This is a genomic window from Antarctobacter heliothermus (genome assembly GCF_900188425.1).
In the GTDB taxonomy this organism is placed as follows: Bacteria; Pseudomonadota; Alphaproteobacteria; order Rhodobacterales; family Rhodobacteraceae; genus Antarctobacter; species Antarctobacter heliothermus.
Map to the genome: position 1 here is coordinate 35,639 of NZ_FZON01000034.1, position 16,972 is coordinate 52,610.

Annotated in this window: 21 protein-coding genes; 10 read left to right on the plus strand and 11 right to left on the minus strand. The window is 62.9% G+C overall.

Going from position 1 to position 16,972, the window contains the following annotated elements; all coding sequences use genetic code 11:
• Window positions 1-32: 32 nt before the first annotated feature.
• The 3 genes from CHB90_RS16245 (at window position 33) to CHB90_RS16255 (ending at window position 2,857) form a co-directional block, all read left to right on the plus strand.
• Window positions 33-1,424, plus strand: a complete 1,392-nt coding sequence (locus CHB90_RS16245; protein ID WP_089278911.1) for an aminotransferase family protein — start codon at window positions 33-35, stop codon at window positions 1,422-1,424.
• Window positions 1,425-1,427: 3 nt separating this feature from the next.
• Window positions 1,428-2,132, plus strand: coding sequence for a GNAT family N-acetyltransferase (locus CHB90_RS16250; protein ID WP_089278912.1), 705 nt, complete (start codon window positions 1,428-1,430; stop codon window positions 2,130-2,132).
• Window positions 2,133-2,260: 128 nt separating this feature from the next.
• Entirely contained in the window at window positions 2,261-2,857 is a 597-nt protein-coding gene (locus tag CHB90_RS16255) for an ImmA/IrrE family metallo-endopeptidase (protein ID WP_141135907.1), read from the plus strand.
• A gap of 92 nt (window positions 2,858-2,949) precedes the next feature.
• On the opposite strand, the gene CHB90_RS16260 is transcribed toward CHB90_RS16255, so the two are convergent.
• Both CHB90_RS16260 and CHB90_RS16265 read right to left on the minus strand, forming a co-directional pair.
• Window positions 2,950-3,237 carry an HU family DNA-binding protein gene (locus CHB90_RS16260; RefSeq protein ID WP_089278914.1) on the minus strand — a complete coding sequence of 96 codons (288 nt, stop codon included), beginning with the start codon at window positions 3,235-3,237 and terminating at the stop codon, window positions 2,950-2,952.
• A gap of 132 nt (window positions 3,238-3,369) precedes the next feature.
• On the minus strand, window positions 3,370-4,854 hold the full coding sequence (locus tag CHB90_RS16265; protein WP_089278915.1) for an AMP nucleosidase: 1,485 nt from the start codon (window positions 4,852-4,854) through the stop codon (window positions 3,370-3,372).
• A 79-nt stretch (window positions 4,855-4,933) separates the two neighbouring features.
• Here CHB90_RS16265 and CHB90_RS16270 point away from each other — a divergent pair, with 79 nt between their 5' ends.
• The 3 genes from CHB90_RS16270 (at window position 4,934) to CHB90_RS16280 (ending at window position 6,701) form a co-directional block, all read left to right on the plus strand.
• Complete coding sequence (locus CHB90_RS16270; RefSeq protein WP_089278916.1) at window positions 4,934-5,353, plus strand: VOC family protein; 420 nt, start codon at window positions 4,934-4,936, stop codon at window positions 5,351-5,353.
• 72 nt (window positions 5,354-5,425) lie between these two features.
• A complete protein-coding gene (locus CHB90_RS16275) occupies window positions 5,426-5,908 on the plus strand; it encodes a hypothetical protein (protein ID WP_089278917.1) in 483 nt (160 codons plus the stop codon).
• A 37-nt stretch (window positions 5,909-5,945) separates the two neighbouring features.
• Window positions 5,946-6,701 carry a class II aldolase and adducin N-terminal domain-containing protein gene (locus tag CHB90_RS16280; RefSeq protein ID WP_089278918.1) on the plus strand — a complete coding sequence of 252 codons (756 nt, stop codon included), beginning with the start codon at window positions 5,946-5,948 and terminating at the stop codon, window positions 6,699-6,701.
• A 5-nt stretch (window positions 6,702-6,706) separates the two neighbouring features.
• Here CHB90_RS16280 and CHB90_RS16285 read toward each other — a convergent pair whose 3' ends face one another.
• A complete protein-coding gene (locus CHB90_RS16285; RefSeq protein ID WP_089278919.1) occupies window positions 6,707-7,333 on the minus strand; it encodes a class I SAM-dependent DNA methyltransferase in 627 nt (208 codons plus the stop codon).
• Between the two features lie 66 nt (window positions 7,334-7,399).
• Window positions 7,400-7,882 carry a lytic transglycosylase domain-containing protein gene (locus CHB90_RS16290; protein ID WP_089278920.1) on the minus strand — a complete coding sequence of 161 codons (483 nt, stop codon included), beginning with the start codon at window positions 7,880-7,882 and terminating at the stop codon, window positions 7,400-7,402.
• A gap of 189 nt (window positions 7,883-8,071) precedes the next feature.
• On the opposite strand from CHB90_RS16290, the gene CHB90_RS16295 reads away from it, so the two are divergent.
• Both CHB90_RS16295 and CHB90_RS16300 read left to right on the plus strand, forming a co-directional pair.
• Window positions 8,072-8,935 (plus strand): SDR family oxidoreductase, encoded by an 864-nt coding sequence (locus CHB90_RS16295; RefSeq protein WP_089278921.1) that lies wholly within the window; start codon window positions 8,072-8,074, stop codon window positions 8,933-8,935.
• Window positions 8,932-9,576, plus strand: coding sequence for an exopolysaccharide biosynthesis protein (locus tag CHB90_RS16300; protein ID WP_089278922.1), 645 nt, complete (start codon window positions 8,932-8,934; stop codon window positions 9,574-9,576). Before CHB90_RS16295 ends, CHB90_RS16300 begins: the two co-directional genes overlap by 4 nt.
• 30 nt (window positions 9,577-9,606) lie before the next feature.
• Here CHB90_RS16300 and dxs read toward each other — a convergent pair whose 3' ends face one another.
• The 6 genes from dxs to CHB90_RS16330 all read right to left on the minus strand — a co-directional run bounded on the left by dxs (window position 9,607) and on the right by CHB90_RS16330 (window position 14,899).
• Window positions 9,607-11,532 (minus strand): 1-deoxy-D-xylulose-5-phosphate synthase, encoded by a 1,926-nt coding sequence (gene dxs / locus CHB90_RS16305; protein WP_089278923.1) that lies wholly within the window; start codon window positions 11,530-11,532, stop codon window positions 9,607-9,609.
• 18 nt (window positions 11,533-11,550) lie between these two features.
• Complete coding sequence (locus CHB90_RS16310) at window positions 11,551-12,423, minus strand: polyprenyl synthetase family protein (RefSeq protein WP_089278924.1); 873 nt, start codon at window positions 12,421-12,423, stop codon at window positions 11,551-11,553.
• Window positions 12,423-12,665 carry an exodeoxyribonuclease VII small subunit gene (locus tag CHB90_RS16315; RefSeq protein ID WP_089278925.1) on the minus strand — a complete coding sequence of 81 codons (243 nt, stop codon included), beginning with the start codon at window positions 12,663-12,665 and terminating at the stop codon, window positions 12,423-12,425. Before CHB90_RS16315 ends, CHB90_RS16310 begins: the two co-directional genes overlap by 1 nt.
• On the minus strand, window positions 12,662-13,585 hold the full coding sequence (locus CHB90_RS16320; RefSeq protein ID WP_089278926.1) for a histone deacetylase family protein: 924 nt from the start codon (window positions 13,583-13,585) through the stop codon (window positions 12,662-12,664). Before CHB90_RS16320 ends, CHB90_RS16315 begins: the two co-directional genes overlap by 4 nt.
• 112 nt (window positions 13,586-13,697) lie before the next feature.
• Window positions 13,698-14,399, minus strand: coding sequence for a response regulator (locus tag CHB90_RS16325; RefSeq protein ID WP_089278927.1), 702 nt, complete (start codon window positions 14,397-14,399; stop codon window positions 13,698-13,700).
• Window positions 14,396-14,899 (minus strand): MarR family winged helix-turn-helix transcriptional regulator, encoded by a 504-nt coding sequence (locus CHB90_RS16330; RefSeq protein ID WP_089278928.1) that lies wholly within the window; start codon window positions 14,897-14,899, stop codon window positions 14,396-14,398. Before CHB90_RS16330 ends, CHB90_RS16325 begins: the two co-directional genes overlap by 4 nt.
• Window positions 14,900-15,065: 166 nt before the next feature.
• Between CHB90_RS16330 and CHB90_RS16335 the strand changes: the two genes are divergently transcribed.
• Window positions 15,066-15,938, plus strand: coding sequence for a branched-chain amino acid aminotransferase (locus tag CHB90_RS16335; RefSeq protein WP_089278929.1), 873 nt, complete (start codon window positions 15,066-15,068; stop codon window positions 15,936-15,938).
• Window positions 15,939-16,144: 206 nt separating this feature from the next.
• Here the strand turns inward: CHB90_RS16335 and CHB90_RS16340 are convergent, their stop codons facing one another.
• Window positions 16,145-16,519, minus strand: a complete 375-nt coding sequence (locus tag CHB90_RS16340; protein ID WP_089278930.1) for a hypothetical protein — start codon at window positions 16,517-16,519, stop codon at window positions 16,145-16,147.
• Window positions 16,520-16,680: 161 nt separating this feature from the next.
• Between CHB90_RS16340 and tnpA the strand changes: the two genes are divergently transcribed.
• On the plus strand, window positions 16,681-16,972 hold a 292-nt coding region (gene tnpA, locus CHB90_RS16345), incomplete at its 3' end, for an IS66-like element accessory protein TnpA (RefSeq protein ID WP_089278939.1).

Genomic DNA, 16,972 nt, shown 5'->3' on the forward strand with positions numbered 1-16,972 from the left:
AAATCGCGCGACGGCCACAGGAGAGCAACAGAATGGACGGCACCTATTCCAAGAACGACCTCAGCCATGTTGTCGAGGCCGACAAGGCCCACGTCTGGCATCATCTGGTCCAGCACAAGGGGTTCGCAAGCAAGGACCCCAATATCATCATCGAGGGCAAAGGCATGCGCGTCTGGAATCAGGCGGGCAAGGAACACCTCGACGCGGTGTCCGGCGGCGTCTGGACCGTCAACGTCGGCTACGGACGGGAACGGATCGCCAAGGCAGTCTACGACCAGCTGCTGCGCATGAACTATTTCGCCGGGGCCGCCGGGTCGGTGCCCGGTGCGCTGTTCGCCGAAAAGCTGATCGACAAGATGCCCGGGCTGACGCGGGTCTACTATTGCAACTCTGGCTCCGAGGCGAACGAGAAGGCGTTCAAGATGGTGCGCCAGATCGCGCACAAACGGTACGGCGGCAAAAAGCACAAGATCCTGTACCGCGACCGCGATTACCACGGCACCACCATCGCCTGTCTGTCGGCGGGCGGTCAGGATGAACGCAACGCGCAATACGGCCCCTACACCCCCGGATTCGTGCGCGTGCCGCACTGTCTGGAGTATCGCAAACACGAACAGGCCGGCGCTCCGGACGAGAACTATGGCCTGTGGGCGGCAGAACAGATCGAACAGGTGATCCTTGCCGAAGGGCCGGACACCATCGGCGCGCTGTGCCTGGAGCCGGTGACAGCGGGCGGCGGCGTGATCCCTGCCCCCGACGGCTATTGGCAGAAGGTGCAAGAGATCTGCCGCAAGTACGACATCCTGCTGCACATCGACGAGGTGGTCTGCGGGCTGGGCCGGACCGGCACATGGTTCGGCTATCAGCACTACGGAATCGAGCCGGACTTTGTGACCATGGCCAAGGGTGTGGCCTCTGGCTATGCGGCGATTGCCTGCTGTGTGACCTCTGAACGGGTGTTCGACCTGTTCAAGGACGATGCCAGCGATCCGATGAACTACTTCCGCGACATCTCCACCTTTGGCGGTTGCACCGCCGGTCCGGCGGCGGCGATCGAGAACATGGCCATCATCGAGGATGAGAACCTGCTGGACAACACCGTGGCCATGGGCGACTACATGCTTGATCAGCTGGGCGCTCTGGCCGACCGCCATGCGGTGATCGGTGACGTGCGCGGCAAGGGTCTGTTCCTGGGCGCGGAACTGGTTTCGGACCGGCAGACCCGCGACCCGGTGGCAGAGGCGCAGGTACAGGCCGTCGTTGGCGACTGCATGGCACAGGGTGTCATCATCGGCGCCACCAACCGCTCGGTCCCCGGTCGCAACAACACGTTGTGTTTCTCGCCGGCGCTGATCGCTACCCAAGACGACATCGACGAGATCATTTCGGCGGTGGACGGCGCGCTTGGCCGCGTCTTTGGCTGAGGGATGGACCATCGTCTGAACGAGTACGGGCAGCCCATCGGGTTGCCCGTCGACCTGCCCCTGCCCCGACCGCGTCCACCGCATCAGGTCTTGCGCGGACAGTATGCCGTGCTGGATCCACTGTCCGTGGATCATGCCGACGGGTTTTTCGACGTCTTCACCGACCCCGCCGGCTGGACCTATCTGGGCGAAGAGACGCCGTTTGAAGACCGCCGACATGCGCGGAACTGGACGGCGGGCAAAGCCCCCAGCCGCGACCCGCTGTTCTATACCGTCCTTGTTCAGGAGCGCCCCGTGGGGTTCCTGTCGCTGCTTCGGATCAACCCGCAGGCCGCGTCGATCGAGGTGGGATTCATCCATTTCTCCCCTGCCTTGCAGGGGACCCGCGCCGCGACCGAAGTACAATATCTGCTGATGCGCCACGTCTTTGAAGACCTCGGCTATCGCCGGTATGAATGGAAATGTGACGCGCTGAATGCGCCGTCGCGACGGGCGGCGCTGCGGTTGGGGTTTTCCTTTGAGGGCATCTTTCGGCAGGCGTTGATTTACAAGGGACGCAACCGCGATACGGCGTGGTATTCGATCGTGGACAGCGAATGGCCCGCCTTGCGCCAAGGCTTTGAACCTTGGCTGGCACCTGAGAATTTCGATACGCAAGGCCGACAGCGGCAATCCCTAAGCGCACTGATCGAGTCCGCAAAAGCCTGACGCTGCGCGAAACGCCTGCAATCTTAGCGGTTCGCCCCTCTGTTCAGGGTTTGGAAACCCTTTCCGTGACAACAATCGGCATCCGGGCTGGTCAAACCCATGCGCCATTTGTCGAAGCGGAGATTTCCATGCCGCCCAAATACCCCTGCTATGCCTACGTCGAACCTCAGTCGACCGGCGTCAGCAACGCCGAGATTGAAGAGATCATTGATGATCTTGTGTCTCAGTCTCCCGGCATGTCGCTGCCCCATGGCGATCCGATGGACCCGATCTGTCGGGCGCTGAATGTCGACATCGAATACTCCAATCCACCACATGAAATCCTGCTGGACGTGCCGCTGGGCAAAAAGTCCTGCATCTGGTTGCCGAAACAGGGCAAGCCACGTCAGGATCGCTTTATGGCGGCGATGGGGGTCGGTCACTGGATACTGCACGTCCCCGCAACGCGTGAGGCGCACCCGGGCTGCGGAATCCAGGCGCTGCTGCGTCCGACCGACCGCGCCGCGCAGGCAGAGGCCGTTCGTTTTGCCCGCATCCTGTTAATGCCGCGCGAGGTTTTTTGCAGTCTCTGGTACGAAGGGCGCGCAAACCTGGTGGCCGAAACACTGAACGTGCCCACGCAGGTGGTCTATGAACGCGCCGCCATGCTGGATATTCCCACTGACGATGGTCAGGGCAACAAGTTCGAATGGAAGTCACGCGCGCAGGTCGCTGGCGGATACTGACACCGCCGCCCTTCCCATCCCGGAAACCCGGCAAAGAAAAAGGGCCGCCAAAGCGACCCTTCGTTCCTGTGTCTCCGGTCAGATGCCGGGGATCAGGCGTTCACGCTGTCCTTGAGCGCCTTGGCAATGGTCACTTTGACCTGCTTGTCGGCCTCTTTCTTGAACTGCGCGCCGGTTGCCGGGTTGCGCACCATACGCTCGGGGCGTTCGCGGCAATAGACCTTGCCGACGCCGGGCAGGGTCACGGCACCGCCTGCCGCCACTTCGGATGTGATGATCTCGGTGATCGCGTCCAGCGCAGCACCGGCCACTTTCTTGTCCGCATCCATCTTTTCAGCCAGTGCAGCCACCAGCTGGGTCTTTGTCATGGGTTTCGCCATTTCATGGTCTCCTTCACTGCCCGTCACACTTAGGGCCTCTCGATCGCAATAAAACCGGATGTTGGGCAAAACACAACGATTAGGGCCCCGGCACATATGCCATTTGTGCATTTTGTGCTGGTTTCCGCCGCGTCAAAGGAACGCGGTTTCCTCGAAACTGCGGAGTTTCCGACTATGAATGCGTTCCAACGGCATCTCGCGCAGCGTTTCCATGGCGCGAATCCCGATGCGCAAATGGCGGCTGACTTGCGATCTGTAGAAATCAGAGGCCATGCCCGGCAGCTTCAACTCGCCATGCAGCGGCCTGTCTGACACGCACAGCAGCGTCCCGTAAGGCACCCGGAACCGGAATCCATTGGCGGCGATCGTGGCGCTTTCCATGTCCAGCGCGATGGCGCGCGACTGGCTGAGACGTTTGACCGGGCCGCTCTGTTCACGCAGTTCCCAGTTGCGGTTGTCCAGCGAGGCGACGGTCCCTGTGCGCATCACACGCTTGAGGTCGAACCCGTCCAGCTGGGTTTCCTCGGCCACTGCATTTTCCAGCGCGATCTGGATTTCGGCCAGCGCCGGGATCGGCACCCAGACCGGCAGATCGTCGTCCAGCACCTTGTCTTCCCGCAGGTAGGCATGGGCCAGCACATAGTCACCCAGCGATTGTGAGTTGCGCAGCCCCGCACAGTGCCCGACCATCAGCCAGGCATGTGACCGCATGACCGCGATATGGTCCGTCGCGGTCTTGGCGTTCGACGGCCCCACGCCGATGTTGACCAGCGTGATGCCGGCCTGCTTGGGCCGCTTGAGGTGATAGGTGGGCATCTGCGGCATACGGTCCGGCGTGTGCAGTACCGCGCTGGGATCGGTGATCTCGGCGTTCCCGGTGCTGACAAAACTGGTGTAGCCACTGTCGGGATCGGCCAACATCGCGCGGGCATAGGCCTCGAACTCATCGACATAGAACTGGTAGTTGGTAAACAGGACGTGGTTCTGGAAATGCTCCGGATCTGTCGCCGTGTAGTGCGACAGCCGCGCCAGCGAATAATCCACCCGTTGCGCCGTGAACGGCGCCAACGGCAAGGTGCCATCGGGCGCGGGCTGTGCTTCACCGTTGACGATGTCGTCGTTGGTGGTTGTCAGGTCCGGCACGTCAAAGACATCCCGCAGGGCGAAACTGGCGGCCCCCTCTTGCGGGACATTGACGTTGGGGAAATTCGCCACCGCAAAATGCACCGGCATCGGTGTGTCTGACAGTCCGATGCGCACTTTGACGCCGTGGTTGCCCAGCAAAAGATCGATCTGCTGCATCAGGTAGTTGCGGAACAGATGGGGCCGCGTGACCGTGGTGGCATAGGTGCCCGGCTGGGTCACATGGCCAAAGCTGAGGCGGCTGTCGATCTTGTCAAAACGTGTCGTGGTCAGGCGGATTTCTGGATAAAAGGCGCGCAGCCGGGTGCCGGGATGGCCCGTGGTCATGGCCTTCAGGAAACCGTCGCGCAAGAAAACCGCCGCCGTGTCGTAAAGATCGATCAGGCGCGCAACCGCTGTCTCTGCATCGTCAAAGCTCTCTTCACCAGGGACCTCCGGCGTGATAATCTCTAGATTTTCTGCCGTGTCCTGCATGCGTGCCCCCTGATTTTGCGCGGAGATTGACAGGTCCGGGAGCCGTGTTCAAGCTGGGGTTAAGGTCATAGGGGCTGACATGGATTACGAAACCGTCCCGGCCGGGGAATTTGGGGCATCGTTGCACGGGCTGGGGTTGAACCTGCTGGTTCGGGACGTGCGCAGCTATTGCACGATGCTGGAGGCCGTTTTTGGCATGACGACCCACCGCGTCAGTGCCGATTTCGCAATTCTTCGCTACGGCATGTCGGTGTTTCAACTGCACGCCGACGGCACTTACCACGCCAACCCCTACCTGTCCTATCTGCCAGAGGCCGGCCCGCGCGGCGCGGGTGCTGAACTGCGGCTGTATGACAGCGACCCCGACTCGGCGGCGGCATTGTCAGAGGCGCAGGGGATGCACATTCTCCAGCCCCCCACGGACAAGCCGCACGGGCTGCGCGAATGTTATCTGATCTGCCCGGACGGGTATGCCTGGGTGCCCTCACGCCCGCTGTGATCTGTTTGCATGCGGCGGTGATGCGGCTAGTCTGGGACTGTGATTTCGGTAACCCAAAATCGGACAGGGCCAATGACGTTTCGTTTTCCGGCGACTCTGGCTGCGGCGCTTTGCGCCGCTCTGCCGCTTGCCGCCCAGACAGAGATTCACCGCAACGACCGCCTGACCAACTGGTCGCTGTTCGATGATGACGGCTATTGCTGGATCGCGACCAATGCGCGCTTGCCGGGCCGGGACCGTCTGTTGCTGACAGTGGACCTGGAGGGCAGCGTGGCGCTGTTCATCGATACGCAATCCGGCGCAGTGTTCGACGACACGGCGGATCATCTGATGGCCCTTGGCCTGCGCGAGGTGCCGTTTCTCTCACGCGGGGTCTGGGCCTGGACACGGCACGAGTCGCCCGAACGACTGTTGGACACGATCCTGACCAGCGACACCATCGGCTATGAGGTCTTTGTCCTTGAGGGCGGCCAGCGCCGTGCCCTGCGCGGTCAGTGGGACACCGAAGAGGCGCAACAGGCCTACGACACATTGCGCGAGGACTGCGGGCGCTGATAGGCTCTGCGCAAACGTGCCAACCCCGGAGCCCCCCATGAACGCACCGCAAAACATCGCCAATATCGACCATTGGCAAGAACGGGTCGACCTTGCCGCCGCTTTCCGCTGGACCGTCCGGCTGAACATGCATGAGGCCGTGGCCAACCATTTCAGCCTGTCGATCAACGAGGACGGCACAAAGTTCCTGATGAACCCGGACCGGGTGCATTTCTCGCGGATCAAGGCGTCTGACCTGCTGGTCGTCGATGCCAACGATCCGGAAACGCTGGACCGTCCCGGCGCACCGGACCCGACAGCCTGGGGCCTGCATGGCGGATTGCACCGGGCCTGCGCGCACGCGCGGTGTGCGATGCATGTGCATTCGATCAACGCCACCGTGCTGGCCTGTCTCAAGGACAAACGCCTGCCGCCGCTGGATCAGAACGCGGCGATGTTTTTCAACCGTCAGGCGGTCGATGATCAATACGGCGGATTGGCGTTCGAGGAAGAGGGCATTCGCTGCGCGCAGTTGATGTCCGATCCCAAGGTCAAGACGCTGGTGATGGGCAACCACGGCATAATGGTGATCGGCGACACCGTGGCCGACACCTTTAACCGGATGTACATGTTCGAACGCGCGGCGCAGGTCTATATCACCGCATTGCAGACCGGGCTGCCGTTGGACATCCTGTCCGATGAAGTGGCCGAAAAGACCGCGCGCGAGATTGAGGACTACCCCGGCGGCGACCATCACCATTTGGACGAGTTGAAAAAGCTCCTCGACGAAGAAGGGTCTGACTATGCCAGTTGAGGATGTCAGACCCGGGTGAACGTCACCACCTGGCTGAGATCCCCGGAATGCGGGCCGGACGCCTCTGGCCCGTAGATCCGGACAGCGCGCAGGGACAGATCGGCGATCCGGTCGCCCAACGCGTCGAACCGCGCGGCAAAGCCTTTGGCCGCCCAGTGTTCGGCATTGATCGACAGCGCCACCATACCGCCGGGCCGAACCACGCGCAGCACCTCGTCCAGCGCCTGCGGGCCGACATGACCGTGGGTGAAGGTGCCGGAACTGACCGCGCCCGCATAGGCCCCGTCGTCCACCGGCAGCCGGTCCAGCAGGTCGCCGGTAAACAGTCGGTCATACAGGCCCTTCTTCGCGGCCACATCCAGCATGTCCTGCGACAGGTCCGTGGCCTCGACCGGGCCAACACCACAGCTGCGCAGTGCGGCCCCCAAAAGGCCGGTGCCCGCGCCCAGATCAATCACAGGCCCCTGCCCACCCGCCGCGACATAGGCCTCGGCGACGTGCAGGGGCAGCATGTAATCCATGTCCACTGCAAATTCATCGTCATAGGTCGCCGCCCATTGCGCATAGAGCCTGCGATTGTCGTCGGGGGTTTCCAGCCCGTAGGCGGCTTCCAGATCGGGATCATCCTGCATGACCACAGACTAGACGCGAATCCCCTGTCGCGTGAACCGATTTTTCGTCGAAAAATCGTCTCTGGTTCAGCCGGGACGCAATCCGGTCTCGACCAGCAGACCCTTGCGCTTGGCCTCATAGTAGTAGCCGCGCGCGTACCATTTGATCGAATTGTCCCAGTTGCCGCCCGCAACCACATAAGCACCGCGTAGGTACTTCAGCCCGTATTTCAGGTTGGTGTCGGCATCCAGCAGATCCGAGTTCTTGCCCTGAAAGCCCATGGTGCGCGCGGTTTGCGGCAGGATCTGCAGCAGACCCCAATACGGCCCGGCACGTGCCTTCGGATTGTGCGTGCTTTCGCGAATGGCAAGCCTGTGCACCAGACCGCGCGGCAATTCGTAGTGGTCCGCCCACTTGTTGATCTTGGCGCGCAATTCGGGCGTCTCATTGGGGTGCAGCGGCAGCGCCGTTGGTGCGGGATCGCCCCCGGCACGAGTCTCCCGCGGGGCGGTGGAACACCCTGCAACGGCGGCAAGGGCGGTGAGCAGAAAGGCGCGACGGGCCAGCATGTCGGAAACTCCGGAAGGAACGGATGTGTCCTAGCCCGCGCTGTCCATCCGCGCGAGTCCGCGCCGAACCGATCGGCGAAACGTCGCCCGAGTCGCGCAACAGAGCGGCGCCCGTCCGCGCGCCGTTTCTCCTCCTGCGACATTGCGTCAAGACTTGCAACTTGACGCCCGCAGCGCCAACTAAGGCCAATGACCAATACTCTGCTCTCACTTGGCCACGGATTTTCCGCGAGCGCCCTGGCCGATGTGCTGCTGCCCGAGGGCTGGCAGGTGATTGGCACAACCCGCAGCGCCGACAAGCTGGAACGGCTTGCCGCCACCGGGGTCACCCCGATCCTGTGGCAGGCGGACGCGGTGGCAGAGGCGCTGGAACGCGCGACCCACCTGTTGATCTCGGCCGCCCCGGACGCCGAAGGCGATCCGGCCCTGCGCCTGATCGGTCCGCAAATCGCCCGCCGCGCGCCTGCTCTGAAATGGGCGGGGTATCTGTCGACCACCGGCGTCTATGGCGACCACGCGGGCGGTTGGGTGGATGAGGAAACGCCGCTGGCCCCGTCCAGCCGTCGCGGCCAGATGCGGGTCTCCGCCGAACAGGCTTGGGCGGGCATCCCTGGCTTGCCGCTGCACATCTTCCGTCTGGCGGGCATCTACGGTCCCGGGCGCGGCCCCTTTGCCAAGCTGCGCAAAGGCACCGCGCGGCGCATCATCAAGCCGAACCAAGTGTTTTCACGCATCCATGTCGAAGATATCGCGCAGGTGTTGCGGGCCTCGATCGCGCGGCCTAAACCCGGTGCTATCTATAACTTGTGCGACGACGCCCCCGCACCGCCGCAGGACGTGATCGCCTGTGCGGCGGAAATGCTGGGCATGCCCGTCCCCCCCGAGGTCCCCTTTGATGAGGCAGAGATGTCTCCTATGGCCCGCAGTTTTTATGGCGAAAGCAAGCGCGTGTCGAACACGCGCATCAAAAAGGAGCTGGGCGTGACCCTGCGTTATCCCGACTACCAGAGCGCGCTTGCCGCGATCCTTGCGGCTGAACAGGCCCCGGAATGATGACCGCCGACCCCGAAACGACACCGCCCGCGCTGCCGCCCGCGCCGCCGCCCGCGCGCAGCCCTCTAAGCCTGGGTGAGCTGCTGGAAGCCATGCGCCCGGGTGAGGGCGACACGCATGTCTCAGTCGGCGATGTGCTGAACCGTATCGGCGATCAATCCTTTGCCGCCGTGATCCTGGTGCCCGCAATTGTTCTGGTCTCGCCGATTTCCGGCATTCCGGGCAGTCCGACCATCGGCGCGTTGATCACCATGCTGGTGTCGATCCAGGCGCTGCTTGGGCGGCGGCATCTATGGTTGCCCGGTTTCCTGCGCCGTCGCGGTGTCAGCGCGAAAAAGATGACCAAGGCGATCGACTGGCTCAGCAAACCTGCGGGCTGGATGGATCGGCACAGCAGCGGGCGGCTCAAGCTGCTCAGTTCGCGCGCGCTGCGTCCCTTTGCCTTTGCGGCGGTGACGCTGATCGCGCTGTCCTGGCCGTTCCTGGAGATCCTGCCGTTTGTGACTTCGTTTTTTGCCGGGGCCGTGGCGATGATGATGTTCGGCGTGATGACGCGCGACGGAATCTACCTGCTGGCGGGCTATACGCAGGCCGGGCTGGTCACACTGGCCTTGATCTCGATCTGGTCGGGCCTGATCTGACCTGATCTGGTGCAACAGAGGCGGGCCTGCTCAGGCCCGCTTGTCCAGCACCTTTACGCCCAGTACCTCCAGCACTTTCGCCTCTATGTCCGCCGCGTTCATCTTGGCGGCGGCGTACATATCGCTTGGGCTGGCATGGTCGATAAAGGTATCAGGCAGCACCATCGAGCGGTATTTCAGGCCGCGGTCAAAGACGCCCTCTTCGGCCAGCAACTGCGCCACGTGGCTGCCAAAGCCGCCAATGGCCCCCTCTTCGATGGTGATCAGCGCCTCATGGTCTTGCGCCAGTTGCAGGATCAGATCGCGGTCCAGCGGTTTGGCGAAACGGGCGTCGGCCACGCTGGGGGACACGCCGCGCGCCTCCAGCGCCTCGCACGCCTTCATCACCTCGGACAGACGGGTGCCAAAGGACAGGATCGCAACGCCCTTGCCCTCGCGCATCATGCGGCCCTTGCCGATCTCCAGTACCTCGCCGCGTTCCGGCATCTCAACGCCAACACCCTCACCGCGCGGATAGCGAAAGGCGATGGGCCCCTCATCATGCGCCGCTGCGGTGGCGACCATGTGTTTCAACTCTGCTTCATCGGCGGCAGCCATCACGACGAACCCCGGCAGATTCGCCAGATAAGCGACATCAAAGCTGCCCGCATGGGTCGCGCCGTCGGCCCCGACCAGCCCCGCGCGGTCGATGGCAAACCGCACCGGCAGGCGCTGGATCGCCACGTCATGCACAACCTGATCATAGCCGCGTTGCAGAAAGGTCGAATACATCGCGCAGAACGGCCGCATTCCGCCAGCCGCCAGTCCGGCGGCAAAGGTGACGCCATGCTGTTCGGCAATCCCCACGTCGAAACACCGCGACGGATAGCGTTCTGCGAACAGGTCCAGCCCGGTGCCGTCCGGCATCGCCGCCGTCACCGCGCAGATGCGCGGATCGTCCGCGGCCTGCTGCAACAGCGCCTGAGCAAAGACCTTGGTATAGCTGGGCGCGTTGGACGGCGCCTTTTTCTGCTTGCCAGTGACCACATCGAACTTGGCCCGCGCGTGCCCCTTGTCCGGGGCATGTTCGGCATGGCTATAGCCCTTGCCCTTTTTCGTCAGCACATGCAGCAGGATCGGCCCGGTGGCGCGCTGGCGTACCGTGCGCAGGACCGGCAACAGCTGGTCCAGATCGTGCCCGTCCAGGGGCCCGAGATAGGAAAACCCCAGTTCCTCGAACAGCGTCCCGCCCACGGTCATGCCCTTGAGCATCTCCTTGGCCCGCCGCGCCCCTTCGCGGAACGGTTCCGGCAGGAACGACACCGCGCCCTTGGCGGCGGCCTTGAGATCCTGAAACGGGGCCTCGGCGTACAGACGGCTGAGGTAGGAGGACAGCGCGCCGGTCGGGGGTGCGATGCTCATCTCATTGTCGTTCAGGATCACGATCAGCCGCTTGCCCAGATGGCCCGCGTTGTTCATCGCCTCAAAGGCCATGCCCGCACTCATCGCACCGTCGCCGATCACCGCGATGGCGTCGCCGTGCCCGGTTTCACACAGCCCCCCCAGATCGCGCGCCACGGCAAAGCCCAGCGCCGCGCTGATCGAGGTGCTGGAATGCGCCGCGCCAAAAGGATCGTAGGGCGATTCCGACCGCTTGGTGAACCCCGACAACCCGTCCTTTTGCCGCAAGGTGCGGATGCGGTCACGCCGCCCGGTCAGGATCTTGTGCGGATAACACTGGTGGCTGACGTCCCAGATGATCTTGTCACGCGGACTGTCAAAAATCGCGTGCAGCGCCACCGTCAATTCAATCACGCCAAGACCCGCGCCAAGGTGGCCGCCGGTCTCGGACACGGCAGAGATTGTCTCTGCCCGCAGTTCTTCAGCCAGCTGCTCAAGCTCGGCATCGGAAAACTGCTTGAGGTCCGCCGGGGACGATACCCGGTCAAGCAAGGGGGTCTGGGGCCGATCGGTCATGGGGCAGCCTCCGTCTGGTCAGGTCCGCCGCACAATAACGAAGCGCGCGGCCTGCTGCAAGTTGATCGCCTCTGCACCATACACAGATAGGCAATCGCACGCCTCGGCCACAAGGGTTTGTGCGCGGCGTTTCGCCCCGTCCAGCCCCAGCAGGCTGACAAAGGTCGCCTTGCCCCGGTCCGCGTCCTTGCCCACCGCCTTGCCCATCTGCGCGGCGTCGCCTTCGACGTCCAGAATGTCATCGGCGATCTGAAAGGCAAGTCCCAGCCGCTGCGCATAGGCGGTCAGCGGTGCCAGATCAGCACGGGCCAGCCGCGCGCCCGCCTCTGCCGACCAGCAGATCAACGCGCCGGTCTTGCCCGCCTGCAGGTCCGTGATCTGATCCAGTGTCAGCGGCGTTTCGGCCTGTTCGGCGGCCATGTCCAGCGCCTGCCCCAATACCATACCCTTCGCGCCAGAGGCGCGCGCAAGGCTCAGCGCCAGATCGGCCCGCACCGCCGGATCGTCGTGACATTCCGCCCGCGCCACCAGTTCAAACCCGAGGGTCTGCAACGCGTCGCCGGCCAGCACGGCGGTCGCCTCGTCCCACTTGCGATGCACCGTGGGCAGGCCCCTGCGCAGATCGTCATCGTCCATGCAGGGCAGATCGTCATGCACAAGGCTGTAGGCATGGATCGCCTCGATCGCACAGGCGGGCCAAATGGCACGGGCCGGACCCACGTTATGCAGGCGCGCGCCTTCCAGCACCAGATAACCGCGCAGACGCTTGCCGCCCGCGACCGCATAGCCCATCGCATCGGTGACCGGCAGCGCGGGAAACCCGGCCAGCACCTTGGCCAGATGCCCACGAATCTGAGCCTCTGCTGCCGCCAGACCGTCTTCGAAACTCATCAGAGGCCCTCGACCGGCTTCGTCCCCACAGGATTGCCGTCCGCGTCCAGCGTGATCAGCGCCACCTTTTCCTCAGCTTCCTTCAGCTTTTGCTCGCAGCGCTTTTTCAAGGCAGCGCCGCGTTCGTACAACGTGATCGACTCCTCCAGCGCCACATCGCCACGTTCCAGCATTCCCACGACCTTTTCCAATTCGGTCATGGCCTGCTCAAAACTCATCTTTTCGACCGGGGTCTCGCTCATTGGCCTGCCTCCATCAGAATTTCCACATGCGCCTTGCCACTGGTGCTGAGCGCGCCGAGGTCATAGCCGCCTTCGAGGCAGGACACCACGCGCCCACCGCAAACATCCGCCCCCAAATCGCACAATTCGCGGGTGATCCAGCGGAAATCGTCCACGGTCCATTCCAGTTGCGCCAGTGGGTCATCCTGATGCGCGTCGAAACCGGCAGAGATGATCAGCAATTCCGGCTGAAAGGCACGAATGCGGGCCAAGGCCGGCTCCCATGCAGCGCGCATCTCGGTCCCGCCCGATCCCGGTGCCAGTGGCAGGTTCTGCACGTTGTCATGCGCGCCACGATCCTCCACCCAGCCGGTGCCCGGCCAAAGCGGCATCTGGTGCGAGCCGATGAACAGCGCGCGCGCCTCGTCCCACAGCAGATCCTGCGTGCCGTTGCCGTGATGCACGTCGAAATCGACCACCGCCACGCGGCCTAGCCCATGCGCCTCCAGCGCATGTTTCGCCGCAATGGCCGCGTTGCCGAACAGGCAAAAGCCCATCGGCGTCTCTGTCTCCGCATGGTGGCCCGGCGGGCGCATGGCGCAAAACGCATTGGCCACCCGCCCCTCCAGCACCGCATCCACCGCCGCGACAGCCGCACCTGCCCCGCGCAATCCGGCCCGGAATGAACCGGGCGACAGCCAGGTATCCGCGTCCAGCTGAAACTGGCCGCTGTCCGGCACCGCCGCGCGAATCCGGTCGATGTAGCGTTGCGGATGGCACAGCCGCAACTGCGCCTCTGTCGCCTCGGGCGCAGTTTCGCGCTCAAGGTCCAGCCCGGCCAGCGCGTGCAACAGATGTTCGATCCGCGCGACCCGTTCCGGGTGCCCCTCGGGCGTTACATGATCCAGTGCATCCGCATGGGTAAAGAGTGCCGTTGCCATCGTGCCCCCAGCTTCTTCTTGGTAAAAATACTCACAGCCGCGACCAAGTACTGGACGCCACGGGCCGACCAAATCGCGAAACGCCCGCCGCCGCAACCTGTCAATCGGGCTGTCAGTCTGGCGCCAGCATGTATCCCGCGCCGCGCACCGTCTGCAAATAGCGCGGCTGTTTCGGGTCGGCCTCCATCTTGCGCCGTAGCCGGGTGATTTGAACATCGACCGCGCGTTCCTGCGCCTGCCCCTTGTCCCGGCCCAGTTCCTCGACCAGTTTGGCACGGCTCAGCGGCTCTCCCGGACGGGCGGAGAAAATCCGCATCAACTGGCTTTCTGTCGCGGTCAGACGCACCATGTCCTCGCCCTGCCACATCTCGCCGCGTTCGATGTCATAGCGGATGTCACCCAGCGTCAGCAGCTTGGGCACGCTGGCCTCGGCGGTGGTTTCCGGCATCCGGCGCAGGATCGCGTTGATCCGCAGCAACAGTTCCTTGGGTTCAAACGGCTTGGCCAGGTAGTCGTCAGCCCCTGCCTCCAGTCCCTTGATCCGGTCTTCGGTTTCGGAGCGGGCCGTCAGCAACAGCACCGGCGTCTGCGAGGTTTCGCGAATGCCCTTGGTCAGGCTGACCCCGTCCTCACCCGGCATCATCACGTCCAGCACGATCATGTCGAAATCCAAGCCCGACAACAGCCGCCGCGCATGGGCGGCATCGCGTGCAGCACTGACAAGAAATCCGTTCCGGATCAGGAATTTCTGCAGCAGCCCCCGAATCCGCTCATCGTCATCGACGATCAGCAGATGGGCGTCGTTTTCGCTCATCCCCGGCCCTCCCTCAGCCTTTGGTACTGCCTGCGCATCTCCGGGTCCATCATCGCCTCCAGCACACGGCGAAAGCCCGCGACAGCCTCTGGCCCCGCATCGCGAAAGGCCGCGCGCATCCGCATCCGTTGTGCATCCGACAACTGTCGCTCCAGCGCATCGCCCGCCTCTGTCAGGTACAGGTGGCGTTCACGCTTGTCGACGCGGCCCACCCGGCTTTCAACCAGACCGTCCTCAATCATTGTGCGCAGCACCCGGTTCAGCGATTGTTTCGTGACCCCGAGAATGTTCAGCAGGTTGTTCACCGTCGTACCCGGCGCGGTATGAATGAAATGCAGCGCGCGGTGGTGCGCACGACCGTAGCATAACCCGTCCAAGATACGATCAGGATCGGCGGTAAAGCCCCGGTAGGCAAAGAACATCGCCTCAGCCCCCTGCCGCAACTGTTCATCCGTGAGGTAAAGCAGGGTCTCTCCCTGTGCTGTACGCCCCTCTGTCATATGTCATCGCCCTTGTCTGGCCCGGAGGCAGTTTAAGTCAGCCTTGTTGACATTCCAAGAGTGAACTGGTAGCGATTCGCAGATTTGACGCAACTTTATGTCCGTTTCGGACGCAAGAAACGCAATAATCGAAAAAATCGACCTACTGCATGTGAGGAGAACCAAGATGGCAGATGGCGCATATGACGATCGCGACGGCAAGATCTGGCTGGATGGCCAGATGGTGGACTGGCGGGCGGCCAATGTGCATGTACTGACCCACGGTCTGCACTACGCAAGTTCGGTTTTCGAAGGCGAGCGGTGCTACAACGGCAAGATCTTCTTGTCGCGCAAACACTCCGAGCGGTTGCATTTCTCGGCCCGCGAACTGGATTTCGAGATCCCCTATACCGTTGATGAGATCGAGGCCGCCAAGATCGCGGTTCTGGCCGCCAACGGGCTGACCGATGCCTATGTGCGCGCGGTGGCGTGGCGTGGGGCGGGACCGGACATGGGGGTCGCCTCGGCACGCAACCCGGTTCGCCTGGCCATCGCGGCCTGGTCCTGGGGCAACTACTACGGCGATGCCAAGATGAAGGGCGCCAAGCTGGACATTTCCAAATGGAAACGCCCCTCACCCGAAACGATCCCGGTGCACGCCAAGGCCGCCGGTCTGTACATGATCTGCACCACGTCGAAACACGCGGCAGAGGCCAAGGGGTGTTCGGATGCGCTGTTCATGGACTATCGCGGCTATGTGGCCGAGGCGACAGGCGCCAACATCTTTTTCGTCAAGGACGGAGAGGTACACACGCCCAAACCTGACTGCTTCCTCAATGGGCTGACCCGCCAAACCGTGATCGGGATGCTGGAAGACAAGCAGATCAAGGTGCACGAGCGCCACATCATGCCCGAAGAGATGGAAGGCTTTGAGCAGTGCTGGCTGACCGGCACCGCGGCCGAGGTCACGCCGGTGGGCCAGATTGGCGACTTCAATTTTGAGGTTGGCGCGCTGACACGCGAGATTTCCGAAGGGTACGAAAAGCTGGTGCGCAGCTGAACGTTCGTTGCTCCACCAGGCTTTCTCAACGGCAGGGCCACAGGCTCTGCCGTTTCGCATTTGACCTGCCCCGGCACTGCAAAAAGGGCCCTTGAACCGCCGCCTTGCTGTGATGTCAGGGCCTTTGTCCCGCAAAGGTTGATCAGACTCTCTGTGGCCGACCAAATCACCGATTCGCTTGGTCGCGATACGCCGGGAAGGCACGCCTAAAGCATAGAACGCAACATCCCGGTATTGCTCTGTATGACAGCGTTCAATTCGACCATGCGGGCGAGCCGTTGTTCGATTTCCCTCTGACATTCGTCGAGTTGTTCGACGATGCCGGTCAGCGCGGTGCCTGATCCTGAAAGGCTGGCACTCTCGATCTTGCACATCATGCGGGTCGAGCTGAGACCCGTGACATACCGCTTCATGTCCAGGACGCTGCGGGCGAAACGCTTGGCCTCGGATTCTACCCGGTCCAGCGTCGCGACGGTGTCGCGCAGAACCCCCTCTCTATGCCGTTCAACCTCGGCGATCTCGAACGCGATGTCGAAGCCGTCAGGGTAGTCATTGGCCTTGTTTCCGAAACACGCGACCATTTCCTGTTCGACTGAGGTCGCAAAGCTCAGGAATTGGCCGCGCAGGATCGCGTCCCGAATGCGGGCAAAAACACATGTTTCGCCTTCGACAAAGGTCTTTACGTGAGGCTCCGGCGGGGGCCGTCTGACTTCGGCTACGATCCGATGATAAGTCCGACCTTATGTCTGATTTCATTTACCGCCCTCAAATCGAAGTTCTCTCCGCGGCCGATGGCGTTCGCCGTCGGCGATGGTCGGATAAGGACAAGCTCCGGATTGTCGAGGAAAGTTTTGTCGGCCACCGGCAAGTTTCGGTCACGGCGCGGCGGCATGGCATTTGCCGATCGCTGTTGACGATCTGGCGTCGGCAGTATCGAAACGGTGAGCTTGGTGCGGCCCGCCCGGTATCCTTCGCCCCGGTGACCGTGACGCAGGATGTCCCGACCTCTCGGCCCGGGCCGGTTGATCCCCCTG